Raw genomic sequence first — 26005 nt, 5'->3', positions numbered from 1 at the left:
GGCGCGCAATAACTTCATGATCACCGGGGCCGGGGCCGGGGCCGGGGCCGGGGCCGGGGCCGGGGCCGGGGCCGGGGCCGGGGCCGGGGCCGGGGCCGGGGCCGGGGCCGGGCCGGGCGGGGTTAGGGGAGGTGGGTGGTGGCTTGGCGGCCGGCGGCGGCTGCGGCCAGGAAGTAGGTGTGGTCGGCGTCCAGGGGGCGGCCCATGGTGGACAGGGGGACGGGGCTGGCGCGTAGGGCGGCGTCGAGGCCCGCCGTGGGCACTCGCACGATGCGGTGCCTCGCCGCCAGCGGCGCGAGCGCCGCGTCGACCTCGGCCGCCAGGGCCGGATCCAGGCCGTCGGGCACCACCAGCTCCGCCGGAGCGAGGGCCACCCGGCCGTACGCGGTGAGGCTGTGGTGCGACACGCCGTTGTGCCGGGGGCGGGGGTCGGCGTCGGAGATGCGCAGCGAGCCGACCGGCCGCCCGCCGAGGGTGGCGATGGCGTTGACCGCCTCGCCGACGGCGACGCCGGAGAAGCCCCACCGGGTGCCGGTGCCCAGGTTGCCGGGGCCCTGCGCCACGATGGCCACGTCGGCGTGCAGCACGTGGCGGGCGGCGAGCAGACCGCCGTGCAGGGTGGTGGCCTCCAGGTCGCCGCCGAACGCCTGCCCGACGGTGATCGTCCCGGCCAGTTCGTCGCGCAACCCGGCGAGGGTGCGGGAGAACCAGGCCGGTAACGCCCCACCGTCGGTGAGCAGGTACGCGACCCGTGCCTGCGGGGCGTCGGCCCGGATGCCGGCCAGGATCGCCGGCAGCGCCGAGTGCAGGTCGGCGGTGACCACCGGCAGGCCACCCAGGTCGTCGGCGTTGGCCAGCACGCCGCGGTACGGGGACGCCTCCTCGTCGACGCCGAGCAGGATCGGCTGCAACGGGGTGTAGCGGGCCTTGACCAGGTGCCCGGCGTCGCGGGTGTCGACGGCCTCCGGCGGGTCCGGCGGCAGCCGGTCCGGCACCGCCACCACGAGGGCGTACCCGCCGGTGCCCAGGCCCATCAGCAGCGCGCCGGCGTTGAGCAGCACCCGGTCACCGGGCTCGGGCGTACCGACCAGTTCGGGATAGGCCAGCGCCCGCATGCGGGTGCCGTCGGGCAGGTCGACGTCGAGTTCCACCGCCCCGGTCCACTGCCGCCGCAGCGCCGCCACCGTCCCCGTACGCCATCGCACCATGACGGGCACGCTAGCCGCGCGGGCGCGGCGGACCGCGACCGGGTACGACGACGTCGCGATCAGGTGGGCTCGTCGGCGGGCGGCGCGGCCTGGGTGTGTCGGGCGTTGCCGGTGACGCCCGGCGCTGAGCGGGTGGGGTCGAGGAAGACGAACCGGATCTCCGGGTACCGCTCGGTGAGCCGCCGCTCGGCCTCGTCGGCGGTGGCCTCGATCTGCGCGCCGGTCGCCTCGTCCCGGAAGTCGACCTTCGCGGCCACGAGGATGTCGTCCGGGCCGAGCTGCATGGTCAGCAGGGTGTCGATCCGCTCCACCTCGGGCAGGCCGGCCAACTCCTGCTCGATCTCGCGGCGCAGCCGCTCCGGGACGGCCCGGCCGACCAGCAGCGACAGGTTGTTGCCGGCGAGGATCCCGGCGACGGCCAGCAGCAGAAGCCCGATCAGGATGGACGCGACGCCGTCCCACAGCTCGTCGCCGGTGGCGTGCGACAGACCCACGCCGAGCCCGGCCAGCACCAGGCCGATCAGGGCCGCGCTGTCCTCCAGGAAGACGGCCTTGACGGTGGTGTCGGCGGTGAGCCGCAGGAACCGTCGCGGGGTGGTCTGCCAGCGCGCGGACTCACGGCGGACCTGCCGGACGGCCCGGGCCAGCGAGATCGACTCGATGACGAACGACACCGCCAGCACGATGTACGAGACGAGGTAGTTGCCGCTGTGCTCGTGCACGAGGATCGTGGTGACGCCGTGGGTGACGGCGAAACCGGCGCCGGCCACGAAGGTGAACATCGCGGCGAAGAACGCCCAGACGTAGCTCTCCTTGCCGTACCCGAAGGGGTGTCGCTGGTCGGCCGGCCGGGCCCCCCGGCGCAGCGCCTGGAACAGCAGCACCTCGGTGGTGGTGTCGGCGACCGAGTGCGCCGCCTCGGAGAGCATCGCGGCCGACCCGGAGATCAGCCCGGCGACCAGCTTGGCGACCGCGATGGCGAGGTTGGCGGCGCCCGCGACGACCACGGTGCCGACGCTCTCGCTCTCGGTCTTCATCCCGCCCTGCGACATGAGGCAAACCCTATGGCCGCGGGCGGCGGCCCGCCGGGGGAGGACCCCGATCCGAACAAGTGTGCGGCACGCCCCGTGTGGATGCACGATGCGGGCGCGTCGGCTGCTAGCGTCTACCGCGTGTCGCGGACCCGCACCGAACGCCTGGTCAACCTGGTGATCTGCCTGCTGTCCACGCGACGGTTCCTGACCGCCGCGCAGATCGCCGCGACCGTGCCCGGCTACGAACACGATCCCGACGACGCCCGGGACCACGAGGCGTTCCAGCGCAAGTTCGAGCGCGACAAGGCCGAGCTGCGCGAGTTGGGCGTCCCGCTGGAGACCGGCACGGCCAGCGTCTTCGACGCCGAGCCCGGCTACCGCATCGCCCACCGCGAGTACGCGCTGCCCGACATCCCCCTCGAACCGGACGAGGCCGCCGCCGTCGGCATCGCCGCCCGCCTCTGGCAGCACGCCGGGCTGGCCGCCGCCGCGTCCTCCGGGCTGGCCAAGCTTCGCGCCGCCGGGGTGGACGTCGACCCGCAGGCCACCCTCGGCCTGGAGCCGATGGTCACCGTCGACCCGGCGTTCGCGCCGCTGACCGCCGCCGCCCGGGACCGCCGCGAGGTGGGATTCGACTACCGGGTACCCGACCGGGACGCGCCCAGCCGTCGCCGGCTGCAACCGTGGGGCGTGGTCTGCTGGCGCGGCCGGTGGTACGTGGTCGGCCACGACCTGGACCGGGACGCCACCCGCTGCTTCCGGCTCTCCCGGGTGGTCGGCGCGGTCCGGGTGACCGGCGCGCCCGGTGCCTACCAGCCGCCGGCCGGCGAGGATCTGATCAGTCACGTGGCCCGCTGGTCCGGGCCGGTGGAACGCACCGGCCGGGCGACCGTGCTGGCCGCGCCGGGCCGGGCCGCCGGCCTGCGCCGCTGGGCGGTCGAGGTCACCGCCGGGCCGGACGGGGACCGCTTGGTCCTGCCGTACGCCGACCCGGACGGCCTGGCCGGCCACCTCGTCGGGTACGGGCCGGACGTGCGCGTGCTCGACCCGCCGGAGGTCCGCGAGGCGGTCATCCAGCGACTCAAGGAGATCGCGGTCCGACACGACGAGCTGGCGGTCTCCGGGGGTGCCCGGTGACCCGCCCGGCCGCCGCCCGGGGCGGTTCCCGCGCCTCCGCCGACCGGCTGGCGCGGCTGCTCAACCTGGTCCCCTACCTGCTGGCCCGACCCGGCATCGAGGTCGCCGAGGCGGCCGGTGACCTGGGCGTCACCGAGCGGCAGCTCCGGGAGGACCTGGAGCTGCTGTGGGTGTGCGGGTTGCCCGGTTACGGCCCCGGTGACCTGATCGACATGGCCTTCGACGGCGACCGGGTGACCATCACCTACGACGCCGGTATCGACCGGCCCCTGCGCCTCACCCCGGACGAGGCCCTCGCGCTCGTGGTGGCGCTGCGGATGCTCGCCGAAACCCCCGGCGTGGCCAACCGGGACGCCATCGAACGGGCCCTGGCGAAGATCGAGGACGCCGCCGGTGACCTGGTGGGCGCGCCGGTCGCGGTCCGGCTGCCCGGGGACACCCGGCGGGTCGAGGCGCTGCGTGCCGCCGTGGAGGGCGGCCGGGCGCTGCGCATCACCTACTACACGGCCGCCCGGGACGAGACCACCGAGCGCGTGATCGACCCGCTGCGGATGCTCATGGTCGGCGGCCGGGCGTACGTGGAGGCGTGGTGCCGGCGCGCGGAGGCGGTACGGCTGTTCCGCGCCGACCGGATCGACGCGATCACCGAACTGGACGAGCCGGCCGCCGTTCCGCCGCAGGCCGTCCCGCACGACCGCACCGAGGGCGTCTTCCGCCCGTCGCCCGATCTGCCGCTGATCACTCTGCGGATCGGCCGCGGCGAGCGGTGGATCACCGAGTACTACCCGTGTGAGCGGGTCGAGGCCGGCGACGGCGACCAGTGGCTGGTCTCGCTGCGCGTGACCGACCTGGGGTGGGCGCGACGGTTCGTGCTGGGCCTCGGCCCGGACGTCACCGTGGTCGCCCCGGCCGAGTTGGCCGAGCAGGTGCGAGGTGCCGCGTCCGCCGCGCTCGACGCGTACGCCGTGCCCGCGCCGGTGACGCGGCTGCCCGAGGGTGACGGGGCTTCCGGCGCGCCGTCGGGCGATCCGGCGGTGGCCGGCCGCACCCAGTAGGCTGGCCGGCGTGCTGATGTGGATCGTGCTCGCGCTGGTGCTGCTCCCGCTCGTGGCGCTCGCGCTGGCCGTACGTCCGGTGCTGGCCCGGCTGCCCCAGCTGCGCCGCGCCGCCGTGGCGCTCCAGCGCAGGGCCGGGGAGGCGGAGGCGCTGCGGGAGACCGCCGAGGCGTTGCAGCAGCGCGCCGAGGGCGTCCAGCGCCAGCTCGACACCGCCCAGCAGCGCCTCGAACTGATCAAGGCCAAGCGCGGCTGACCCGGTGGCCGACCCGCGTGGTTGACGGATCATCGGGCGTTGGTCAAGACTTCACCGGCCGGGCCGGACCACTACCACCCGGCGGGTGGCATCCGACCGATCCGCACGTACGATGGGCTGCGTACCACCCCCGGACACAGAGCGACTGGAGCTTCTCATGGGTGCCCTCAAGCCGTGGCACATCGCCGTTCTCGTGGTTGTGCTGATCCTGCTCTTCGGTGCGAAGCGGCTCCCCGACGCGGCCCGCTCGCTGGGTCGCTCGCTGCGGATCATCAAGGCCGAGACCAAGAGCCTGCAGGACGACGACCGCGACCTGGCCGAGAAGGCCGACGCGCAGGCCGGCTACCAGCCGCTGCCGCCGCACGCCGGTCAGCAGGCGCCGTACGCCGGGCAGCCGCAGCAGGCGCCGTACCAGCAGGCGCCGGCGCAGCAGCCGGTCGTCGACCCGGTGCACCGCGTCCGCGACAACTGACCGAAGGGCCTTCGCACCGTGGCCTTCGCCCTGCGTAAGCGCGGCCCGAGCACGTTCGAGCGGGCCGCCGACGGCTCGATGACGCTCATCGAGCACGTCCGCGAGCTGCGCAACCGTCTCTTCCGCGCCTCGCTGGCGATCGTTGGCGGCCTGATCGTCGGGTTCCTGCTGGCCGACCCGGTCTTCCTGCTCCTGAAGCGGCCGTATTGCCGGCTGCCCGACACGACGGACGCGTTGGGGCAGTGCCAGGACCTTCTGGCCCTGGCACCGACCACCGGTTTCGTGCTCAAGTTGAAGTTGGCGCTTTGGCTCGGCCTGATCATCGGCGGGCCGGTCTGGCTGTACCAGCTATGGGCGTTCATTGCTCCCGGTCTGCATCGACATGAGCGGAAGTGGGCCTACGTCTTCGTATCGATCGCGGCACCGCTGTTCGCCGCTGGGGCGATGTTGGCCTACGTCGTGGTCGATAAGGGCCTAGGGTTCCTGATGGAATCCGGTGTCGGCGGCCTCTCGAACCAGTTCGAGGTTAGCGCCTACATCGGCTTCGTCACCAACATGATCCTGCTGTTCGGGGTGGCCTTCGAGTTCCCGCTGATCCTGCTCATGCTCAACTTCGCTGGGATCGCCAGCGGACGAAGACTGCTGAGCTGGTGGCGGGCCGTAATCTTCATCTGCTTCGCCTTCTCCGCCATCGCTACCCCAGATCCGGGACCGTTCGGCATGACGCTGCTGGCGCTCTCCCTCTCGTTGCTGTACTTCGTGGCGGTGGGTATCGCGTTCATCAACGACAAGCGGCGGGGTCGCGGCAAGGAGGTCTACGCCGGTCTCGACGACGACGAGGTCTCGCCGCTGGAGTTCGACACGGACCCGGTCGTGGCCGGGCAGCGGGTCGACGCGACCGCGCCGATCGGCGCTCCGGAGCCGGTCGCGAAGCCGGCGCCCATTGACCGCCGCTACGACGACATGACCTGACGGCCCCGCGCCGCCGGAGTTCGCCGACGCCGTCCCCGCCGAGCGGGGACGGCGTCGCCGTGTCCGCCGTCGACCGAATCGAGCCGCCCGGTGGGCTGGGAGCGCTACCTCCGCACGATGAACATCAGATGTACGACGAGTACGGTGCTGGCCGTGACCGTGAAAGAGTTTCGGCCCGGACCGGCGGAGGACGCCGTGTCGGCCTCCGGCCCGGTGGCCGTGCTGGCCAACCCGACTGCCGGCCGGGGACGGCGTCGGGCCCTGCTGCCCCGATTGCTGGACGGGCTGTCCGCCGCCGGCCGCCCGGTGACGGTGCTGTCGGCGACCACTCCGGACGAGGCGGAGGCGGCCTGTCGGATGGCGGTCGCCGAGGGCGCGGGCGCGCTGGTCGCGATCGGCGGGGACGGCACCGTGCACCGGGCGCTGCAAGCGGTGGCCGGCACCGACATCCCGTTCGGACCGGTGCCCGCCGGCACCGGCAACGACTTCGCGATCGACACCGGCTTTCCCGCCGATCCCGTCGCCGCCGTGGAGGTGATCGCCGAGGCGCTGCGCGCCGGCCGGAGCAGCGAGGTGGACCTGGCCCGGATGACCGGCGTCGATGGCGCCGAACGCTGGTACGGGGCGGTCCTCGCGGCGGGCTTCGACGCGATCGTCAACGAGCGGGCCAACCGGATGCGGTGGCCGCGCGGCCCCCGCCGGTACGACCTGGCGATCCTCGTCGAGATGGCCCGCCTGAAGCCCCGGCGCTACACGATGCGCCTGGACGGGGTGCTCCACGAGATGGACTCGGTGCTGGTGGCGGTGGGCAACTGCCCGTCGTACGGCGGTGGGATGCGGATCTGCCCGGACGCCGACCCGACCGACGGGCTGCTGGACGTGGTGGTGGCCGGCCGGGCGAACCGGCGCACCATGATCCGCGTCAAGCCGCACATCTACCAGGGCACCCACGTCGAGCACCCGGTGGTGAGCAGCTACCGGGCCCGGACGGTGGAGTTGGCCGCCGACGGGATCATCACGTACGCCGACGGGGAACGCTCGCTCGGACTGCCGGTGACCATCACCGCGGTGCCCGGGGCCCTGCGGCTGCTGCGCTGACCCGTACCGCGCCGATGCTGGCGGCGATCACCAGCACGATGGCGACGCATTCGGTCAGGGTCAGCGCCTGCCGCAGCACCAGCCAGCCGGCGAGGGTGGCCACGGCCGGGCCGAGGCTCATCAACACCGCGAAGGTCGACGTGGGCATCCGGCGCAACGCCAGCAGTTCCAGGGTGTACGGCAGGCCGGAGGCGAGCACCGCGAGGGCGGTGCCGAACGCCAGCACCTCCGGCTCGAGCAGGACGGCACCGCCGTCGACGATGCCCAGCGGCAGGGTGACCAGCGCGGCGACGGCGAGCGCGAGGGCCAGCCCGTCCGCGCCGGGGAACCGGCCGCCGACCCGGGCGCTGAGCACGATGTACGCGGCCCACATGGCGCCCGCGCCGAACGCGAAGGCCACCCCGGCCGGGTTCAGCCGGTCGAAGCCGCCCTGCCCGAGCAGCGCCACGCCGGCCAGCGCGAGCCCGGCCCAGCACCAACTCGCCAGCCGGCGGGCGGTGAACACCGACAGCGCGAGCGGGCCGAGCACCTCCAGGGTCACCGTCGGGCCGAGCGGGATCCGTTCGATGGCCTGGTAGAACAGCGAGTTCATGCCGGCCAGCGCCAGCCCGAACGCCCCGGCCGCCAGCCAGGCCGAGCGGTCGTGCCCGCGAAGCCGGGGCCGGCACACGACGAGCAGCAGCACCGCCGAAATCGTCAGGCGCAGCGTCACCGCACCCGCCACCCCGGTACGCGGGAAGAGCAGGGCGGCCACGGCGGAGCCGAACTGCACCGACAGCGCCCCGCCGAGCACCAGCCCCACGGCCAGGACGCCACCGCGGCGCTGCGGGGGCGCGTCGGTCGGCGTCGACGCAGGCAGGAGGGTGTCCGTCACGGCCCTGACGCTAGGCGGTCGGCTCGCCGGACCCGCGAGCGGCCTCCACGCCGATCAGCCGGGGGTCAGGACGGCAGGGCCAGGTCCAGGACCGCGCCCAGCCCGTTCTCCCGGCCCGGCTCGGCGGCCGGCAACACCAGCACCGCGCAGCCGGCGGCCACCGCGCCCGCGTCGGCCGGGCTGTCGCCGACCATCAGCGTCTGCTCCGGGTCGACGCCCAGCATCCCGCACGCCCGCCAGAAGATCGCCGGGTCGGGCTTGCAGCGCCCCACCTCGTACGACAGCACGAACCCGTCGACGAGATCGGTCAACCCCCAGGCGTCGAAGTGCGGGCGCAGGTCGAAACCGATGTTGCTGACCACCGCGATCCGTATCCCGGCGTCCCGCAGCGCGGCCAGCGTGGGGGCGGTGTCCGGGTAGGGCACCCAGCCCTCGGCGACGAGCAGCCGCTCGTAGAGCGCGTCGGCGAAGCCCTCGATGCCGGCGTCCACGGTCTCGGCCAGCCCGGTGTACGCGCCCCGGTGGGCGTGCGGGTAGAGGTCCCGGTCGGCCCACAGCTCCGCCAGGCGTGGCGGCACCCGGGCCGGTAGCGGGCCGCCCGCCCGGCCGGCGGTGAGCAGGCGGTCGGCCAGCGAGGTGGCGCGGACCCGGTCCAGGGTGACGCCGCACGCCGCCGCGGCCTCCGACACCCACTGCCGAGGCTCCTCCACCTGGGCGAGGGTGCCGTGGAAGTCGAAGAGCACCGCCTTGACGGGCCGTCGGGACGCCCGAGGGGCGGCGGCGTCGGCGGCGCTGCCCGGCGGACTGGTCTGGGGCGGTTCGGCATGGTCCGGCACGCCGTGCACCCTACCGACCCCCGCCGACGGCCCCACCGGACGGCCTTGTGGGGTGCGCTGTGCCGGCACGCACTAATCTTGGTGCCATGTCGAGCCCCGCCGAGCGGTACGCCGCAGCGCGCCGCCGGGCCGCGCAGGCCTCAGAGTTTCCGGCGCTGGACGAGTTCGCCCTCGACCTGGGGTTCGACCTCGACGACTTCCAGCGCGAGGCATGTCAGTCCCTCGAACGGGGCAGCGGTGTGCTGGTGTGCGCCCCGACCGGCGCCGGCAAGACCGTGGTCGGCGAATTCGCCGTACACCTGGCTCTGCGGGGGCGGCCCGACGACCCGGCGGCGGCCGGCGGCGCGACACCGCCGGCGGCCCGGCGCAAGTGCTTCTACACCACGCCCATCAAGGCGCTGTCGAACCAGAAGTACCACGACCTCGTCGACCGGTACGGCGCCGAGCAGGTCGGCCTGCTGACCGGCGACAACGCGATCAACGGCGACGCGCCCGTGGTGGTGATGACCACCGAGGTGCTGCGCAACATGCTCTACGCGGGCTCCAGCACCCTGCAGGGGCTCGCCTACGTGGTGATGGACGAGGTGCACTACCTCGCCGACCGGTTCCGTGGCGGCGTGTGGGAAGAGGTGATCATCCACCTGCCGGAGTCGGTCACCCTGGTCTCGTTGTCGGCGACGGTCTCGAACGCCGAGGAGTTCGCCGACTGGCTGGTCACCGTGCGGGGCGAGACGGCCGTGGTGGTCAGCGAGCACCGGCCCGTGCCGCTGTGGCAGCACATGCTGGTCGGCAAGCGGATGTTCGACCTGTTCCACGACGCCGACGCCGCCCGCAAGCACGACGTGCACCCGGAGCTGCTGCGCTACACCCGGGACACGATGCGCCGGCTGGAGCTGGGGGAGGGGCGTAGCGCCGGGCCGGGCGCCGGACGCCGTGGTCCCCGCTGGCGGGGCCCGATCCGCCCGGACATCGTGGACCGGCTGGACCGCGAGGGTCTGCTGCCGGCCATCCTGTTCATCTTCAGCCGGGCCGGCTGCGCCGCCGCCGTGCAGCAGTGTCTGGCCGCCGGGCTGCGGCTCACCTCACCCGAGGAACGCGCCGAGATCCGCCGGGTGGTCGAGTCCCGGGTCACCGCCATCCCGGGCGAGGACCTGACGGTGCTGGGCTACTGGGAGTGGCTCGACGGCCTGGAGCGTGGCCTCGCCGCCCACCACGCCGGCATGCTGCCGGTGTTCAAGGAGGTCGTCGAGGAACTGTTCGTCCGGGGCCTGGTCAAGGCGGTCTTCGCCACCGAAACGCTCGCCCTGGGCATCAACATGCCGGCCCGCTGCGTGGTGCTCGAACGCCTGGTCAAGTACAACGGCGAGGCGCACGTCGACCTGACCCCGGGGGAGTACACCCAGCTCACCGGCCGCGCCGGCCGGCGGGGCATCGACGTCGAGGGGCACGCCGTGGTGGTGTGGTCCCCGGAGACCGACCCGCGTCACGTGGCCGGGCTCGCCTCCACCCGCACCTATCCGCTGCGGTCCAGCTTCCGACCGTCGTACAACATGGCGGTGAACCTGGTCGGCTCGGTCGGCGCGGAGCCGGCCCGGGCGCTGCTGGAGTCCTCGTTCGCCCAGTTCCAGGCGGACCGGTCGGTGGTCGGCCTGGCGCGGCAGGTGCAGCGCAACACCGAGACCATCGAGGCGTACGGCGCGGAGGCCGCCTGCCACCACGGCGACTTCGACGAGTACTTCGCGCTGCGGGTGGCGATCGCCGACCGGGAGAAGGCCATCGCCCGGCAGGGGCAGACCCAGCGCAAGGCGGCGGCCGTGGCGTCGCTGGAGCGGCTGCGCATCGGCGACGTGATCCGGGTGCCGTCGGGCCGGCGGGCCGGCCTGGCGGTCGTGCTGGACCCGGCGACCGGCGGGTTCGGTGAACCCCGTCCGCTGGTGCTCACCCAGGACCGCTGGGCCGGGCGGGTCAGCCCGGGTGACTTCACCACCCCGGCCGAGGTGCTGGCCCGGATCCGGGTGCCCAAGCACTTCAACCACCGTTCGCCGGCCGCACGGCGGGATCTGGCCGCCGAGGTCAGCGGCACCGGCCTGGACCGGCACGGCGGCCGCCGCGGTGGCCGCTCGCGGCAGACGCCGGGCGAGGACCACCGGCTCAGCCAGCTCCGCACCGAGCTGCGTAACCACCCCTGCCACGCCTGCCCGGAGCGGGAGGAGCACGCCCGCTGGGCGGAGCGCCGTCGCCGTCTCGAACGGGACACCGACGAGCTGCGCCAGCGGGTGTCCGGGCGGACCGGGTCCCTCGCCCGGACGTTCGACCGGATCGTCGCGCTGCTGACCGACCGTGGTTACCTGGGCCGCGACGGCGCGGTCACCGACGCCGGTCGGATGCTCGGCCGGATCTGGACCGAGGCGGACCTGCTGGTCGCCGAGTGTCTGCGCCGACGGGTGTGGGACGGGCTCTCCCCGGCCGAGCTGGCCGCCGCGGTGTCCGTGGTGGTCTTCGAGGCCCGCCGCGACGTCGACGAGCGGGCGTCCCTGCCGCGCGGCCCGGTCTCCGACGCGGTGGACGAGACGCTGAAGCTGTGGGGCGAGATCGAGGCCGACGAGGCCGCCCGAGGGCTGACCGCGACCCGCGAGCCGGATCTGGGCTTCGCCTGGCCGGTCTACCGGTGGGCGCGGGGCGAGGCCCTGGCCAAGGTGCTCGGCAGCGGGCACGAGATCGACGGCGAGATGCCGGCCGGTGACTTCGTCCGGTGGGCGCGGCAGGTGGTCGACCTGCTGGGTCAGCTTTCCGACTCCGGTGGCGCGTCGCCGGAGCTGCGCGCCACGGCCCGGCAGGCGATAACGGCCATCAACCGGGGCGTGCTGGCGTACCACACCTCCGCCTGATGATCAGTATCGGTCAGACGCGCCGGTGAATCGACGCATCGGACGGTCACCGCGACGGCACCCCGCGAATAGCCCGAGGGGGCTATTGCGCCTGCTCGGAGCACCCCTGATCATTGCCCGGGCGCTGTGCTTACGCGCCGGCAACGAATGGGGGGAAGAACCGCCGTGGCGGACATCAATCACTTTGAGTACGGGTGGATCACGCCCGCGCTGAGCTACGCGCTGTCGGTGCTCGGGTCGGTCCTGGGGCTCGTCTGCGCCGGCCGGATCCGCACGGCCCGTACCGCCCGTCAGCGCGCCTGGTGGGGCCTGTTGGCCGCCTGGGCGCTCGGCGGCACCGCCATCTGGGCGATGCACTTCATGGCCATGCTCGGCTTCGCCGTCGACGGCACCCGCATCCGGTACGACGTGCCCCTCACCGCCGCCAGCACCGCCATCGCGGTGGTCGCGGTCGGCATCGGCCTGGCCATCGTCGGCACCGGCCGACTGAACCCGGTACGCCTGATCGCCGGCGGCGTGTTCACCGGCGCCGGTGTCGCCGCCATGCACTACACCGGCATGGCGGCGATGCGCCTGAACGGCAGCCTCAACTACGACACCCTCCGGGTCGTCCTCTCGGTGGTCATCGCGGTCGTCGCCGCGACCGTCGCCCTGTGGCTCGCGATGACCGTCCGGCGCGGCCTGGCGATCTTCGCCTCCGCCCTGGTCATGGGCGTCGCGGTGAACGGCATGCACTTCACCGGCATGAGCGCGCTCTCGGTCCACCTGCACGAACGCTCGGACGGGGTGACCGGCACCGGCGTGAGCGCCCTGCTGGTGCCGATCATCCTGGCGGTGATCTTCGGGGTGGTCGGCCTGCTCTACGCCTTGCTCGCCGCTCCCACCGACGACGACCTGGCCGCCGCCGCGTACCTGGACGCCCGGCGGACCCCGACGCCCGCCCCGGCCGCGCCGACGCCCGCCCCGGACCCGGTCGGGCTGCGCGCCCGCTCCACCCTCGGGCAGCCCGGCACCCCGTTCCCGTCGCGCCGGGACACCCCAGCACGCCGGGACACCCCGCCGCGTTGACACCTCGCGCCGGTGGACGATCAGGCCACCGGGACCCGGTCCAGGAAGCCGAGCACCTCGCGGACCTGCCCGTTGCCGTCCAGCACGGCGACGTCGAAGCCCACGACCGGCGCCTCGACCCCGTCGGGTCCCAGCTCCCAGGTGAACCGGACCTGGTCGTGGTGGCCGTCGACCGGGCCGGCCAGCCGGAACGTCAGGCCGGGGAACTGGCCCTGCACGGCCGCGATCGTCGCGTCGATCGCGTCGCGGCCCTCGGCGACCGTGAGCGGGTCGACGTAGCGGGCGTCGGGGGCCCACACCTCCGCGATCTGGGTGCGGCGGCGGACCGGGTCGGTCTCGTTCCAGATCGCGATGTACCGCTCGGCCAGCGTGTCGAAGCTCGTAGCCATGACTTCTCTCCTCATCGTCGGGCGGCCGTGGGCGCCGCTCTGGGGACAGATGGTTGTGGCCGACCCGGGGCGCTGTCGATTACGTCGGAGGTAATGGTCCGCGCGCCGGCGCGCTCACTAGGGTCGGTCGCGTGACGACGACCAGACCGGTGCGACGGGTCGGAGAGCTGCTGCGCGACTGGCGCCGGAGTCGCCGGATGAGCCAACTGGACCTGTCGATCGAGACGGGGATCTCGGCTCGACACCTGAGCTTCGTGGAGACCGGAAGGTCCCGGCCGAGCCCCGAGCTGATCCTGCGGCTGGCCGAGCAGCTCGACGTGCCGCTGGCGGACCGCAACACGATCCTGCTCGCCGGCGGGTACGCGCCCGCCTACCCTCGCCACGAGCTGGACGACCCGGAGCTGGCGCCGGTACGTGCCGCCGTGCGGCGGATCCTCGACGGCCACGGCCCGTACCCGGCGGTGCTCATCGACCGGCACTGGCAGCTCGTGGAGGCCAACCCCGCCGTGGCGTTGTTCACCGAGGGCGCGGCCCCGCACCTGCTCGTCCCCCCGGTGAACGTCCTGCGGCTCAGCCTGCACCCCGATGGCATGGCCCCACGGATCGGCAACCTGCCCGAGTGGCGGACGCATCTGCTCACCCGGCTGCGCCAGACGGCAGCCGCCACCGGCGACGCGGCCCTGCACGAGCTGCACGAGGAGCTGCGCGGCTATCCCGGCGACAACGACCGTTCGCCGGCCATCGACGATCCGGTCTCGCGGGTCGCCGTCGGGCTCCGGTACCACCACCACGGCCGGGAGCTGTCCTTCCTCAGCACCACCACCGTGTTCGGCACCCCGCTGGATGTCACCGTCGCCGGGCTGGCCGTCGAGTCGTTCTTCCCCGCCGACGCGGCGACGTCGCGCGCCCTCGGCGTACGGGGCCGCGACGAGATCCCACCGAATTGACCGAGGTGATCCCGCCGTGCCGGGCGTGGGGCGTGCCGGTGTTGAATGCGAGGGGTGTCCGCCACCCGCCAGTCAGCCCGGACACAGAGGAGAGTGAGATGAACTTCCAGCGCCTCGGCCCGAGCGGCCAGGAGATCCCGGTCGTCCAGCGCGACGGTACGACCTTCGACCTGCGGCCCCTCACCGCCGACCTGGACGGGGCGTTCTGGGCGTCGGACGGGATCGCGCGCACCCGGGCCGCGCTCGATCGTGGCGAGCTGGCCGAGCTGTCCAACGCGGACAGCCTGCGGGTGGGTGCTCCCGTGGCCCGACCTCACAAGATCGTCTGCATCGGTCTCAACTACCGCGACCACGCCGAGGAGACCGGCGCGGCGCTGCCCGCCGAGCCGGTGGTCTTCATGAAGGACCCGATGACGATCGTCGGGCCGTACGACGACGTGCTCGTCCCGCGCGGCTCGACCAAGACCGACTGGGAGGTGGAACTCGCGGTCGTCGTGGGGCGGACCATCCGGTACGCCGACTCCCCGGAGCAGGCCCTGCGGCACGTCGCCGGGTACGCGGTGTCGCACGACGTCTCCGAGCGCGCCTTCCAGTTGGAGCGCGGCGGCCAGTGGGACAAGGGCAAGAGCTGCGAGACCTTCAACCCGCTGGGGCCGAGCCTGGTGCCGGCCGACGAGGTCGCCGACCCGCAGTCGCTCGCGCTGCGGCTCTGGGTCAACGGGGTGCTGCGCCAGGACGGGTCCACCAAGGACATGATCTTCCCGGTGGCGCACGTGCTGTGGTACCTCAGCCAGTTCATGGTCCTGTACCCCGGCGACGTCATCAACACGGGAACGCCGGCCGGGGTGGCGCTCGGCCGTCCCGACCACCCCTTCCTGCGCGCCGGTGACGTGGTGGAGCTGGAGGTCGACGGGCTGGGCCGGGCCCGCCAGACGCTGGCGGCGGCATGACCGGGGAGTTCGCCGGGCTGGCCGCGATCGTCACCGGCGGCGCGTCCGGCATCGGCCGCGCCACGGCGGTGGAGTTGAGCGCCCGGGGAGCCCGGGTCGCCGTCCTCGACCTCGACCCGGGCGGGCTTCCGGAGGGTGTCGTCGGCGTCACCGCGGACGTGTCGAGCCGGGCGTCGGTGGAGGCGGCGGTCGCCGAGGCGGCGACCGTGCTCGGCGGCCTGGACGTGGTGGTCAACAACGCCGGCATCGGCGCGACCGGCACCGTCGCCGACCAGGGCGACGACGAGTGGCACCGGGTGCTCGACGTCAACGTCGTCGGCATGGCGCGGGTCGTCACCGCCGCCCTGCCCTGGCTGCGTCGCTCGGACCACGCGTCGGTCGTCAACCTCTCGTCCATCGCGGCGCTCAACGGCCTGCCGGGTCGCGCGCTCTACTCGGCCAGCAAGGGCGCGGTGCTGTCGCTGACCCTCGCCATGGCCACCGACCACGTCCGCGAGGGCATCCGGTTCAACTGCGTCTGCCCCGGCACGGCGGACACGCCCTGGGTGCAGCGGCTGCTGGCACAGGCGGACGACCCGACGGCCGAGCGCGCGGCGCTGCGGGCCCGCCAACCCATCGGACGACTGGTCACCCCGGAGGAGGTCGCCAACGCGATCCTCTACCTGGCGTCGCCCCGTTCGGCGTCGACCACGGGTACGGTGTTGGACGTCGACGGTGGGGTCACCCATCTGCGGGTCCGGCCGTGACGACGGGCGGGGGTGTGCCGTGCGGATCGCGCTCTTCGTGACCTGCCTGGCCGACACCATGTTCCCGCAGGCCGCCACGGCGACCGTGCGACTGCTGGAACGGCTCGGCCACGAGGTCGTCTTCCCGACCGAGCAGACCTGCTGCGGGCAGATGCACGTCAACACCGGCTACCGGCGCGAGGCCGTGCCGCTGGTTCGCCGGCACGTACGGACCTTCGACCCGTACGACGTGATCGTCGCGCCGTCGGGCTCCTGCGTCGGGTCGGTGCGGCACCAGCACGCGATGGTGGCCCGACACGCGGGCGACGAGGGTCTGGCGAGTCGGGCCGAGTCGGTGGCCGAGCGGACGTACGAGTTGTCGGAACTGCTCGTCGACGTGCTCGGGGTGACCGACGTGGGCGCCTACTACCCGCATCGGGTCACCTACCATCCGACCTGCCACTCGCTGCGGATGCTGCGGGTGGGCGACCGGCCGCGACAGTTGCTGCGCGAGGTGCGCGGCCTCGACCTGGTCGAGTTGCCGGCGGCGGAGCAGTGCTGCGGCTTCGGCGGCACGTTCGCCGTGAAGAACCCGGAGACGTCCACGGCGATGCTGGCGGACAAGATGCGCCATGTGCTGGACACCGGTGCCGACGTGTGCGCCGCCGGTGACGTCTCCTGCCTCATGCACATCGGCGGTGGACTGTCGCGGCTGCGGACCGGGGTGCGTACCGTGCACCTGGCCGAGATCCTGGCCTCGACGGAGACGAGCGGCGCAGCGGCGGCCCGGTCGTGAGCCGCCGGACGTTCCTCGGCATGCCGACGACCGCCCCCGGCGGGGTGGGGCACCTGCGCGGTGACGAGTCGTTCCCGACCGCCGCGCGGCGCGCCCTGGCCGACCCGCAACTGCGGCGGAACCTACGCCACGCGACCACCACGATCCGGGCCAAGTCCGGATCGGTGATCGCCGAACAGACCGACTGGGAGCAGTTGCGCGCGGCCGGCGCGGCGATCAAGGCCGACACCCTGAACCGCCTTCCCGACCTGCTCGAACAGCTCGAGGCGAAGGTCGCCGAGGCGGGCGGCGTGGTGCACTGGGCGGCGGACGCCGTCGAGGCCAACCACATCGTCACCGACCTCGTCCGGGCCGCCGGCGTGGACCGCGTCATCAAGGTCAAGTCGATGGTGACCCAGGAGATCGGCCTCAACGAGGCCCTCGACGCCGCCGGGATCACCGCCGTGGAGACCGACCTGGCCGAGCTGATCGTGCAGCTCGGCGACGACCGGCCGAGCCACATCCTGGTACCCGCCATCCACCGCAACCGGGCCGAGATCCGCGAGATCTTCCTGCGCGAGATGCCCGGCGTCGACCCCGCGCTCACCGACGACCCGACGGCCCTGGCCGCCGCCGCGCGCCGGTTCCTGCGCCAGACCTTCCTGAGTACGCCGGTGGCGATCTCCGGCGCGAACTTCGCCGTCGCCGAGACCGGCACCCTCGCCGTGGTGGAGTCCGAGGGCAACGGCCGGATGTGCCTCACCCTGCCGGAAACCCTGATCACCGTGATGGGCGTGGAGAAGGTGGTGCCCACCTGGCGTGACCTGGAGGTCTTCCTCCAACTCCTGCCGCGGGCGTCGACCGGGGAGCGGATGAACCCGTACACCTCGATGTGGACGGGCGTCACCCCGGGCGACGGGCCGCAGACGTTCCACCTGGTCCTGCTGGACAACGGGCGCAGCGCGGTGCTCGCCGATCAGGCGGGCCGGCAGGCGCTGCGGTGCATCCGCTGCTCGGCCTGCCTCAACGTGTGCCCGGTCTACGAACGGGCCGGCGGCCACGCGTACGGTTCGGTGTATCCGGGACCGATCGGGGCCGTGCTGTCGCCCCAGCTGACCGGCGTCGAGGACAACGTGTCCCTGCCGTACGCGTCGACGCTCTGCGGCGCCTGCTACGACGCCTGCCCGGTCAAAATCAACATCCCGGAACTGCTGGTGCACCTGCGCGCCGAGGCCGTCGAGGCGCGGCGGCGACCCACCGCCGAGTCGATCGCGATGGCCGCCGCCGCGTACACGATGGACCGACCCCGCCTGTACGCGGCCGGTCAGGGCGCGGCCCGACTGAGCCGGTTCGCCGGTCGGCAGGGCCGGGGCCTGCCCCCGCCGCTGAACGGCTGGACCGCCAGCCGCGACCTGCCCGACCCGCCGGCGCAGACCTTCCGCGAGTGGTGGGACGCCCGATGACCTCCCGCGACCTCGTCCTCGGCCGCCTGCGCGCCGCGCTCGCCGCCGGCGGTCCCGCCGATCCGGTGCCGGTGCCCCGGGACTACCGGCGGGCCGCCGACGCGGACCTCGACCAGTTGACTCAGCGGCTCACCGACTACCGGGCGCACGTGCACCGGGTCACCGAGGCAGGCGTCGCCGACGCGATCGCCGACATCGTGCCGGCGGGCGGCACGGTCGTCGTACCCTCGGGTCTGGCACCGACCTGGCTGCCGCCGACGGTGACCGCGCTGCCGGACGACGGCCTCGACCACGCGCGGATCGGCGCGGCGGACGGCGTCGTCACCGCCGCCGCCGTCGCCATCGCCCAGACCGGGACCGTCGTCCTCGACGGCTCACCCGACCAGGGACGCCGCGTGCTCAGCCTGCTGCCGGACCTGCACGTCTGCGTGGTCCGCGCCGACCAGGTGGTGGCCACCGTGCCCGAGGCCCTGCAACGGCTGACGCCGCACCGTCCGCTGACCTGGATCAGCGGGCCGTCGGCCACCAGCGACATCGAGCTGATCCGCGTCGAGGGCGTGCACGGCCCCCGCCGCCTGCACATCCTCCTGCTGCCCTGACCCAGCGCTTCGCATTACCTAGCTTTTCCCGATGACCCGTCATGGACGCCCGCGGGTAGGCATCGTGGAAGGCGTCAGGTCGGACGAAGGCGAGGGAGCGCCATGCGCGCGGTAGTGCTCAACGAATTCGGCGGTCCGCTTGTCGTCCAGGAGGTCGACACGCCGGTCCCCGGCGCGGGGCAGGTGCTCGTCCGAGTCGCCGCCAGCGGTGTCAATCCCCTGGACGCCAAGATCCGCGAGGGCAAGGCGCCGCACGCCCGGAACCATCCGCCGGTCGTCCTGGGCCTGGACCTGGCGGGAGTCGTGGCCGAGGTCGGACCCGGCGTCGTCGGATTCGCCGAGGGTGACAAGGTGTACGGGCTCACCGGCGGCGTCGGTGACGTTCAGGGTTCGCTCGCCGAGTACGCGGCCGTCGACGCCCGGCTGCTTGCCCGGACGGCGCAGTCGCTGAGCCTGCGCGAGGCGGCGGCGCTGCCGCTGGCCGTCATCACCAGTTGGGAGGCGCTGGTGCATCGGGCGCAGGTGCGGGCGGGCCAGCGGGTGCTGGTGCACGGCGGGGCCGGCGGCGTCGGCCAGGCCGCCATCCAGATCGCCAGGGCTCGGGGCGCGGAGGTCTTCGCCACCGGATCGTCCCGGAACCTGGAGACCATCGCGCGGCTCGGCGCGACGCCGATCGACTACAACGCCACCGAGGTCGCGGACTACGTGGCCGCGCACACCGGCGGCGAGGGCTTCGACGTCGTCTTCGACACCGTTGGTGGGGCCACCCTGGACAAGTCCTTCACCGCCGTGCGCACCTACACCGGCCATGTGGTGAGCGCACTCGGTTGGGGTACGCACAGCCTCGCGCCGCTGTCGTTCCGGGGCGCCAGCTACTCCGGCGTCTTCACCCTGCTGCCACTGCTGACCGGTCAGGGGCGCGAGGCGCACGGCGAGATCCTGCGCGAGGCCAGCGCCCTCGCCGACGCGGGCGCCCTGCGGCCGATCGTCGACCCCCGCCGGTTCACGCTGGACACCGTCGCGGACGCCCACGCCGTCGTGGAGTCCGGCACCAGCACCGGCAAGATCGTCATCGACGTGCCCTGAGTTGGCAGTGTTTGCTACTCGGGGTCAGCCAGCTCCGCCACGTAGACACCCTTACCGGGATGCCCCTCGACCAACCCGCGGTCTTTGAGGATTGTCATGACGCGGTTGATCGTGGAGATGTGCACGCCGTTCTGCTCGGCCAGCTCGCGTGTGGACGGGAGCTTCTCGCCCGGCGCAAGCTCTCCGGACTTGATCTTCTCGGCGATCTCGTTGGCGATGCGCCGGTAGTCCACTCGCTCGGTCGGCATGAGTCGATCTCCGTGGGTCCCCTGGTTTCGGCGCTCCAATTCGATCACGGGAGGACCTGTTCCAACAAGTTTCATGATCTGCCAACGGTCCTTGCTTGACCTCCTCCTACAAGTTGGAATAGGTTGATCCCCGGGTCGGGTCCCCTGGTTTCGGCAAACTCCTGGGTCCCGACCGCGCGCCCACCTGAGGGGCACGACGCCCTCAGGTGGGACCCACAGATCGTTGGGAGGGTGCTGACTGTGCCGATCGACGAACCGGTGTCCAGGGCGACCGAGATGTTCATAGCGACGCGGGTGCTCGACGCGCACTGGACCCGGGCGCTCGGCCAGCCATGGCGGGTGGGTGGTTGCCTGGAGTGCAGCGGTAGTGACGACTGTCCGCAGCTTGATTGGGCGATCTCGTTGGCAGCAGAGATGGCAGCCGTAATGTTCCAGAAGCGCTGATTGTCATCTGCCCACGACGGGTCTCAGTTGGCTCAGGACGGTGGGGTCGGTGATGCGGTCGTCGGCGGCCAGCATGATCGCCTTGGACAGGATCGTGGCGAGCATGGGGTCGTCGTCGAAGGGCAGGTGCAGGCGGCCCGTCTGGGTACGCGCGGCCACGATGCACAGGTACCTGTCGTCGGGCTCCATCATGATGTTGCCCGAGCCGAGGTGGATCCGGTACGTGCGCAGGTTGCCCCGCACCCGCAGGTACCGCTCGGCGAGGTCGACCCGGTCGGCGATGGCCATCCGGGGCAGCAGCCGGGCGAGCGCGTCCCGGCGTACCTGCGCGGACGGGGTCAGCTCGGCCACCGCCGTCCGGTGCCAGTAGGCGGAGAAACGGTTCTCGCCACGGTCGGCCCACTGCGGGTCGGTGGCGATCGAGGTGACGCCGACGAACAGGTCCACGTCCCGCATGGCCTCGGTGAACACCAGCGGTGGTACGTCGATCATCCGCGCGGGTTGCCACGTCTTCCCGTCGTGTCGGGCGAAGCGCACCTGGTCGGTCGAGCAGTACTCGACGTCGTAGCGGCGCTCCTCCTGGTCGTCGACGAGCGCGTGGTGGAAGGACGCGCGCCACACGCCGCCGCCGAAGACCTTGGTGGCCTCGCTGTCGTACCCGCCGTCCCACGTCCCGAGGTAGCCGGCCTGCCAGCCACGGGCCCGTAGCAGGGCGTTGGCCTGCCGGTAGCGCAGGATGTGCGCGGCGAACCGGTTGGAGTAGGTCTCCGTCTTCTCCTCGGCCGGCGTGCGCAGGTAGACCTCCCGGAACGCCTGCTTGAACGGCTGCGTCAGGCCGGCGGCGACCAGGTGCGCGCGCCAGGCGAGCACCTCGGCGGTGTCCGCGCGGACCGGATGCCACAACCGCACCGACCCGGGGGCGAGCGCCTGGCCGTCCCGGTCGACGATCGTCCACCCGTCGCCGTCGCGCCGGGGCAGACCGGCCGTCCAGCGCCGGCCGTCGGCGCTGGTCTCCCAGAGCAGCCGCCGTCCGTAGGTCGCGGTGACCGGGTGGTCGAGCAGGCGCGACGACCAGTCCGGGTACGACCAGACGCGCTCCTCCGACAGCAGCCCCTCCACCCGTTGCCGCTCGCTGACCAGCGTCGCGCCGACCTGCTTGACCAGGCTCCGCAGTTCGGCGAGGTCGTCCGCGTGGGCCTGTTTCACCTGCGCCGGGACGCCCTTGAGGGTGGCCCCGTCGCGGGCGAAGACCAGACGCGCCCGCTCGCCGACGATCTCGACCGTCGCCTGGTACGGGCCGACCGTCCGGCACAGCCGCCCGTCCGGCCCGAGCCCGTGGTCGTCGACGGCCAACTCCATGACCTCGCTGAGCGACCAGCCGCGCCGCGTCCCGAGCTGGGTCAGCGCGGCGTGGACCCGGCTGCGCACGGCCTTGTTGCGGACCGTCACGGCGAGCCGGGCCAGCGTGCGCAGCGGCACGTCACCGTCGCGCTCGGCGAGCAGTCGTACCGCCGCGATCGCCGTCCGCGGGGCGTACGGAAATCCGGCGGCCTGGCGCGGCGCGGACGCCGCGCTCGTGGTGGCCCGGGCCAGCAGCTCCGTCGCCCGCTCGTCGCGCTCGCGGGACAGCGCCCAGACCAGCCCGCGCAGCAGGCGGTCCGTGTCGTCGTGGACGCTGCGCCCTTGGGCGGTGAACGCGTCGAGGAGCCGGCGGACGACCTGCCGGCCGCCGTGCGCGGCCACGAGCAGTTCGTCGAGGCGGCGTAGCCACTTCGCGGTCGCCGCCGGCTTGTCCAGCGCGGCGCAGTGCTCCAGCAGCTCCGGCACGCCGGTTGCGGCGAGGTCGACGCCCAGGTCGGCGCGGACGGACGGCCCGAAGGTGTCGCCGTGGTGCAGCAGCGACGACGGCAGGCGGCCGCCGGTGGCGCGGTCGATGGCATGGCCGAACATCGTGACGGCTCGTCGGCGGGGCGCCGCCGCGAGGTAGTAGTCGTCGAGCAGTTTGTTGCTCAGGGCGCGCAGCGCCGGCACCAGGTCGGTCAGCTCTGCGGCCGTCAGGCGCGGCGCGATCACCGCGGGCAGTTCCAGGTGGGCGCCGTTGTCGAAGCAGTGGCCCTCGGCGGCGACGTGCAGGCACCAGAGCAGGTCCGCGCGCGTGAAGGGGACATCCTCGGTGGCGAGGTTGCGCACCACGTCGTTGAGCGCGGTCGGGGTCGACGCGGACGTCGACTCCCGGTGCATGGCCAGGGCAGCGCGGCGGCGCTCCTCGGCGGACCACGACTCCACGGTGGACCACTCGGGCACGCTCGTCACCGAGGACCCCCAGTAGTGGGTGCTGACGATGCGCAGCACCGCCCGGATCCGTTCGTCGGCCTCGGCGAGACCGGTCTCCACCTGCCGCCGGTCCGCGTCGCCCAGGTGGGGGAGCAGTGCCGTCCAGACACCCATGTCAGCCACCCACCAACGCGACGAGCCGGACGAACGCCACCTCGGGGTCGGTCCGCAGGTCGATCTCCTCGTCGAGGTCGTCGATCTGGTGGTCGCCGACCAGCAGCAGGAAACCGTTGTGGGCGAAGGCCGCGCAGGCCCGATCCGCCTGCGCCTCCCAGTCGAGCCGCCGGTCCGGGGCGACCCGGTAGCCGTTCAGCGTGGCCTCCGTGTCGGTCGGCTGCACCAGGCCCCGGAAGTGCCGGGGCCGCTCGGCGTTGAACCGCGCCACCTCCTCGCGGACCCGCAACCGGACCAGCTCCCGCGCGGAGATGCGCTCCGGCAGGCCCGTCAACGGCCAGCTGTCGACGGCTCTGCCGGTCGCCGTCTCGTCCCGAACGATCACCGTGACCATGCGTTGTGCTCCTTGCCCTGAGGTGAGCGGCAGCATGGCACGACCGTCCGACGAAAACGCGCCACCGCGACTCCGACGAGCAGGGACCTCGAACCGGGCGACAAGGAAGGACCGACGGTCCGGCCGCTCAGCCGACGACGAGGGTCGCCAGCAGGGCGGGGTGATCGGTGGCCCCGCCCATACCCACCGACCGTGCGCAGCAGAGCGCGGTGTCGGCGCCGGCCAGGATGTGCTGCACCGTGCCGTCGCCGACGCGGGAATGATCGGGCGGCACGCAGGACCCCACGTCGTCGAGGCCGAGGTTGAGGTCGCCGCTCAGGACGGCCGGGGCGGACCCGCTGTGCCGACCGATGGCGGGCAGGATCTCGTCGACCAGGTGACCGCACTGGGTGAGCGCGACGGCGCGGCTGGTGGCCGCCAGGTGGGTGGTGCAGGCGGTGAGCGCTCGGTCGACGTGGACGCACAGCCAGGGTCGTTCCTCGGGGTCCGCGAGGTCCTGCGTCGGGAAGATTCCACTGTGCACGGCGTACCGGCTGGTGGTCGCCGGCAGCCGGGTCAGCAGACCGATGCCGTACGCCTGGCCGTTGCGGCACCGGGTGTCGGCGCCGCTGGGCCGGTCGCCGGCGGCCTGGAAGGCGGTCACGATCCTCGCGCGGCCGTGGACCGCCGCGAACACCGCCTCCAGCGTGGGCACGTCGTCCGCGCAGATCTCGTTGAGGGTGACCAGGTCGGGTCGCTCGGCCCTGATCAGATCGGCGGCCCTGGGCACCGCCCGGCCGGTGTAGCAGGCGGCGCGACCGCTGTTGCACAGGTTCATCTGCGCCACCCACAGGGTCGTGGGCGCGGGTGACGCCGGCACGGGTCCGGCGGGCAGCCCGGCGACGGCGACCAGGCAGGCGACGGCGAGGGCCCGACGGATCGCACGGTACGTGCCTCGGTGGCGGCTGGTGGCGCCGGGCGGATCTGTGGACATGCGGGCTCCGGCCGGGCGGCGACGATCGTCGCCGAGGTGCCCGCGATCCTACTGCCGGCCGTCGCAGGGAAGGAGTCCTATGGTGGATCATGCGCCCGGTCCTGCCCGAGGACGACGGAGCCCTGACGCGCTGACACGGGCCGTGCGGGGAGGGTGGACCCCGCACGACCCGTGCCGGTTCAGCGGTGCGGCCGGGGTGCGACGCGCGGGAGGACGTACGGCGGGCCGGCGAAGATCAGGTCCGACTTGATCTCCTGGTACGCCCGCTTGGGCTGGTAGTTCTCGTCGTAGATGGTGGCCAGACCCTCGGGCGGGTCGTTGAACCAGTCCGGCACCCACGAGTACTTGTCACTGAAACCCCAGACCGTGTACGACAGGCAGTCGCGTACGGCGAGACACGCCTTCATCAGCACACTGAAGTTGGCGGCCGACGCCTGCAACCGGGGGTTGATCTCCTCGGAGTTACCGGCCTGGACGCCAGCGGTCATCTGGCTACGGACGTCGACCTCGGTGAACGCGGTGGCCAGACCGAGCGCGGAGAAGCGCTTGAGGGCGGCCGTCACCTGCAGGGTGTCGAAGTTGCCGTACTGGGTGCCCAGGTGGCCCTGCGAGCCGACGCCGTCGATCGGTACGCCCTTGGCGCGCAGCCCCTTGGCCATGTCGTAGACGAACTGCGTCTTGTCGTCGGCCGGGTTGCCCGAGCCGAACGCCTCGATGTTGTAGTCGTTGTAGAACAACAGCGCCTTCGGGTCGGCGGCGCGGGCCCAGCGGAACGCGTCGGCGATGTAGTCCGGACCCAGGTTCTGCGCCCAGAAGCCCTTGTAGTGCAGCGTCGACGGGGTGTCCCAGGGGTCGCTGACCGCCTCGTTGACGACGTCCCACTGCCAGATCTTGCCCTTGTAGCGGCTCACCACGGTGGTGATGTGCTTGCGCAGCAGCTCGCGCAGCTCCTGCTTGCTGATGGTGCCGTCGGCGACGCCGCTGGTCAGCCAGGCGGGCAGTTGGTTGTGCCAGACCAGCACGTGCCCGCGGACGCTCTGGTGGTTGCGCTGGGCGAACTGGATCAGCTGGTCGGCCTCCGTCCAGTTGTAGGTGCCCCGGGTGGGCTCCAGGCTCTCCCACTTCATGGCGTTCTCGGCGGTGACCGACGAGAACTCGGTGGCGGCGATCTGGCGGTAGCGCGGGTCGGTGGCGTCGTTGAGGGCTTCCGCGTTGACCGCGGTGCCGATCTTCAGGCCGTGGCGCTGGCCGAGGGCCGCGAGCGTCTGGGTGGTCGGGTCGTACGGCCGGCTGGCGGTGGCCGGAAGCGCGTTCAACGCCGCAGCGGTCGCGACGGCGACGACGCCGGCGCTGATCCACCGTCTTGGCTTCATCTGCCTGCCTCTCGATAATGATCGACAAATGTCGATCTTTGAAGGAAGGGTGCGGCCCGGGATGAAAGGACGCGGGGGCGTGGCTTCGAAGGACCGGAAACTCGTTCGAAACATTATGGCCGTCGATGGGCCCCGTCAACTCTGAAAACTTCCGGAAAAGAGTCGGGTGAGCTGCGCGACTGTGGATAGTCATCGGATGAAAGTTTCGCCGCCGCATGGGGCGGCACGGCGGCCAACAGCAGTGGGGGGGGGGGGGGGGGGGGGGGGGGGGGGGGGGGGGGGAGGAGGGGGGG

General features: G+C 73.0%; 26 protein-coding genes. 16 read left to right on the top strand and 10 right to left on the bottom strand.

Going from position 1 to position 26005, the window contains the following annotated elements; translation table 11 throughout:
• Positions 1–122: 122 nt before the first annotated feature.
• Both AC3EN4_RS30970 and AC3EN4_RS30965 read right to left on the bottom strand, forming a co-directional pair.
• Positions 123–1208, bottom strand: a complete 1086-nt coding sequence (locus tag AC3EN4_RS30970; RefSeq protein WP_435210001.1) for a DUF3866 family protein — start codon at positions 1206–1208, stop codon at positions 123–125.
• A 59-nt stretch (positions 1209–1267) separates the two neighbouring features.
• A complete protein-coding gene (locus AC3EN4_RS30965; protein ID WP_435209999.1) occupies positions 1268–2260 on the bottom strand; it encodes a cation diffusion facilitator family transporter in 993 nt (330 codons plus the stop codon).
• A gap of 120 nt (positions 2261–2380) precedes the next feature.
• On the opposite strand from AC3EN4_RS30965, the gene AC3EN4_RS30960 reads away from it, so the two are divergent.
• The 6 genes from AC3EN4_RS30960 (at position 2381) to AC3EN4_RS30935 (ending at position 7232) form a co-directional block, all read left to right on the top strand.
• A complete protein-coding gene (locus AC3EN4_RS30960; protein WP_433538778.1) occupies positions 2381–3379 on the top strand; it encodes a helix-turn-helix transcriptional regulator in 999 nt (332 codons plus the stop codon).
• On the top strand, positions 3376–4434 hold the full coding sequence (locus AC3EN4_RS30955; RefSeq protein ID WP_435209996.1) for a helix-turn-helix transcriptional regulator: 1059 nt from the start codon (positions 3376–3378) through the stop codon (positions 4432–4434). The genes AC3EN4_RS30960 and AC3EN4_RS30955 overlap by 4 nt, the downstream gene beginning before the upstream one ends.
• A gap of 10 nt (positions 4435–4444) precedes the next feature.
• A complete protein-coding gene (locus AC3EN4_RS30950) occupies positions 4445–4690 on the top strand; it encodes a hypothetical protein (RefSeq protein ID WP_422740125.1) in 246 nt (81 codons plus the stop codon).
• Between the two features lie 157 nt (positions 4691–4847).
• A complete protein-coding gene (gene tatA, locus AC3EN4_RS30945; RefSeq protein ID WP_007459946.1) occupies positions 4848–5162 on the top strand; it encodes a Sec-independent protein translocase subunit TatA in 315 nt (104 codons plus the stop codon).
• A gap of 18 nt (positions 5163–5180) precedes the next feature.
• On the top strand, positions 5181–6134 hold the full coding sequence (gene tatC / locus AC3EN4_RS30940; RefSeq protein WP_435209995.1) for a twin-arginine translocase subunit TatC: 954 nt from the start codon (positions 5181–5183) through the stop codon (positions 6132–6134).
• Between the two features lie 144 nt (positions 6135–6278).
• The gene (locus AC3EN4_RS30935) at positions 6279–7232 is read left to right on the top strand and encodes a diacylglycerol kinase (protein ID WP_435209993.1); all 954 of its coding nucleotides are present in this window, start codon (positions 6279–6281) and stop codon (positions 7230–7232) included.
• On the opposite strand, the gene AC3EN4_RS30930 is transcribed toward AC3EN4_RS30935, so the two are convergent.
• Positions 7195–8106, bottom strand: a complete 912-nt coding sequence (locus AC3EN4_RS30930) for an EamA family transporter (protein ID WP_435209991.1) — start codon at positions 8104–8106, stop codon at positions 7195–7197. The two genes, AC3EN4_RS30935 and AC3EN4_RS30930, sit on opposite strands and share 38 nt — an antisense overlap.
• Before the next feature lie 65 nt (positions 8107–8171).
• Positions 8172–8942, bottom strand: coding sequence for an HAD family hydrolase (locus AC3EN4_RS30925; protein WP_435209990.1), 771 nt, complete (start codon positions 8940–8942; stop codon positions 8172–8174).
• An 86-nt stretch (positions 8943–9028) separates the two neighbouring features.
• Here AC3EN4_RS30925 and AC3EN4_RS30920 point away from each other — a divergent pair, with 86 nt between their 5' ends.
• Together AC3EN4_RS30920 and AC3EN4_RS30915 are read left to right on the top strand one after the other, a co-directional pair.
• Positions 9029–11830 (top strand): DEAD/DEAH box helicase, encoded by a 2802-nt coding sequence (locus AC3EN4_RS30920; RefSeq protein ID WP_435209987.1) that lies wholly within the window; start codon positions 9029–9031, stop codon positions 11828–11830.
• 165 nt (positions 11831–11995) lie between these two features.
• Complete coding sequence (locus AC3EN4_RS30915; RefSeq protein WP_435209985.1) at positions 11996–12898, top strand: MHYT domain-containing protein; 903 nt, start codon at positions 11996–11998, stop codon at positions 12896–12898.
• Positions 12899–12918: 20 nt separating this feature from the next.
• Here AC3EN4_RS30915 and AC3EN4_RS30910 read toward each other — a convergent pair whose 3' ends face one another.
• Positions 12919–13287: a nuclear transport factor 2 family protein gene (locus AC3EN4_RS30910; RefSeq protein ID WP_435209983.1), complete on the bottom strand. Its 369-nt coding sequence runs from the start codon at positions 13285–13287 to the stop codon at positions 12919–12921.
• A 131-nt stretch (positions 13288–13418) separates the two neighbouring features.
• Between AC3EN4_RS30910 and AC3EN4_RS30905 the strand changes: the two genes are divergently transcribed.
• The 7 genes from AC3EN4_RS30905 to AC3EN4_RS30875 all read left to right on the top strand — a co-directional run bounded on the left by AC3EN4_RS30905 (position 13419) and on the right by AC3EN4_RS30875 (position 19832).
• On the top strand, positions 13419–14234 hold the full coding sequence (locus AC3EN4_RS30905) for a helix-turn-helix domain-containing protein (protein WP_435209981.1): 816 nt from the start codon (positions 13419–13421) through the stop codon (positions 14232–14234).
• Positions 14235–14332: 98 nt separating this feature from the next.
• Entirely contained in the window at positions 14333–15184 is an 852-nt protein-coding gene (locus AC3EN4_RS30900; RefSeq protein WP_435209979.1) for a fumarylacetoacetate hydrolase family protein, read from the top strand.
• Positions 15181–15930: an SDR family NAD(P)-dependent oxidoreductase gene (locus AC3EN4_RS30895; protein WP_435209977.1), complete on the top strand. Its 750-nt coding sequence runs from the start codon at positions 15181–15183 to the stop codon at positions 15928–15930. Before AC3EN4_RS30900 ends, AC3EN4_RS30895 begins: the two co-directional genes overlap by 4 nt.
• A gap of 19 nt (positions 15931–15949) precedes the next feature.
• Positions 15950–16705 (top strand): (Fe-S)-binding protein, encoded by a 756-nt coding sequence (locus AC3EN4_RS30890; RefSeq protein ID WP_435209975.1) that lies wholly within the window; start codon positions 15950–15952, stop codon positions 16703–16705.
• Positions 16706–16725: 20 nt separating this feature from the next.
• Positions 16726–18147, top strand: a complete 1422-nt coding sequence (locus tag AC3EN4_RS30885) for a LutB/LldF family L-lactate oxidation iron-sulfur protein (RefSeq protein WP_435209973.1) — start codon at positions 16726–16728, stop codon at positions 18145–18147.
• Positions 18144–18746, top strand: coding sequence for a LutC/YkgG family protein (locus tag AC3EN4_RS30880; RefSeq protein WP_435209971.1), 603 nt, complete (start codon positions 18144–18146; stop codon positions 18744–18746). The genes AC3EN4_RS30885 and AC3EN4_RS30880 overlap by 4 nt, the downstream gene beginning before the upstream one ends.
• A gap of 102 nt (positions 18747–18848) precedes the next feature.
• On the top strand, positions 18849–19832 hold the full coding sequence (locus AC3EN4_RS30875; RefSeq protein WP_435209969.1) for a zinc-dependent alcohol dehydrogenase family protein: 984 nt from the start codon (positions 18849–18851) through the stop codon (positions 19830–19832).
• Positions 19833–19846: 14 nt separating this feature from the next.
• Here the strand turns inward: AC3EN4_RS30875 and AC3EN4_RS30870 are convergent, their stop codons facing one another.
• Positions 19847–20080, bottom strand: coding sequence for a GntR family transcriptional regulator (locus tag AC3EN4_RS30870; RefSeq protein ID WP_435209967.1), 234 nt, complete (start codon positions 20078–20080; stop codon positions 19847–19849).
• A 240-nt stretch (positions 20081–20320) separates the two neighbouring features.
• Here AC3EN4_RS30870 and AC3EN4_RS30865 point away from each other — a divergent pair, with 240 nt between their 5' ends.
• Entirely contained in the window at positions 20321–20524 is a 204-nt protein-coding gene (locus tag AC3EN4_RS30865; protein WP_435209965.1) for a hypothetical protein, read from the top strand.
• Positions 20525–20527: 3 nt separating this feature from the next.
• Here the strand turns inward: AC3EN4_RS30865 and AC3EN4_RS30860 are convergent, their stop codons facing one another.
• The 4 genes from AC3EN4_RS30860 to AC3EN4_RS30845 form a co-directional block, all read right to left on the bottom strand.
• Positions 20528–22972 (bottom strand): DUF4132 domain-containing protein, encoded by a 2445-nt coding sequence (locus AC3EN4_RS30860; protein WP_435210002.1) that lies wholly within the window; start codon positions 22970–22972, stop codon positions 20528–20530.
• Position 22973: 1 nt separating this feature from the next.
• Positions 22974–23366 carry a hypothetical protein gene (locus AC3EN4_RS30855; RefSeq protein ID WP_435209963.1) on the bottom strand — a complete coding sequence of 131 codons (393 nt, stop codon included), beginning with the start codon at positions 23364–23366 and terminating at the stop codon, positions 22974–22976.
• A gap of 127 nt (positions 23367–23493) precedes the next feature.
• On the bottom strand, positions 23494–24339 hold the full coding sequence (locus AC3EN4_RS30850) for an endonuclease/exonuclease/phosphatase family protein (protein ID WP_435209961.1): 846 nt from the start codon (positions 24337–24339) through the stop codon (positions 23494–23496).
• Positions 24340–24518: 179 nt separating this feature from the next.
• On the bottom strand, positions 24519–25712 hold the full coding sequence (locus tag AC3EN4_RS30845) for an endo-1,4-beta-xylanase (protein WP_435209959.1): 1194 nt from the start codon (positions 25710–25712) through the stop codon (positions 24519–24521).
• Positions 25713–26005: the final 293 nt, after the last annotated feature.

The organism is Micromonospora sp. bgisy143 (assembly GCF_057708145.1).
Note: the sequence above shows the minus strand (reverse complement) of the source record. Positions and strands in the feature narration are given on the sequence as shown.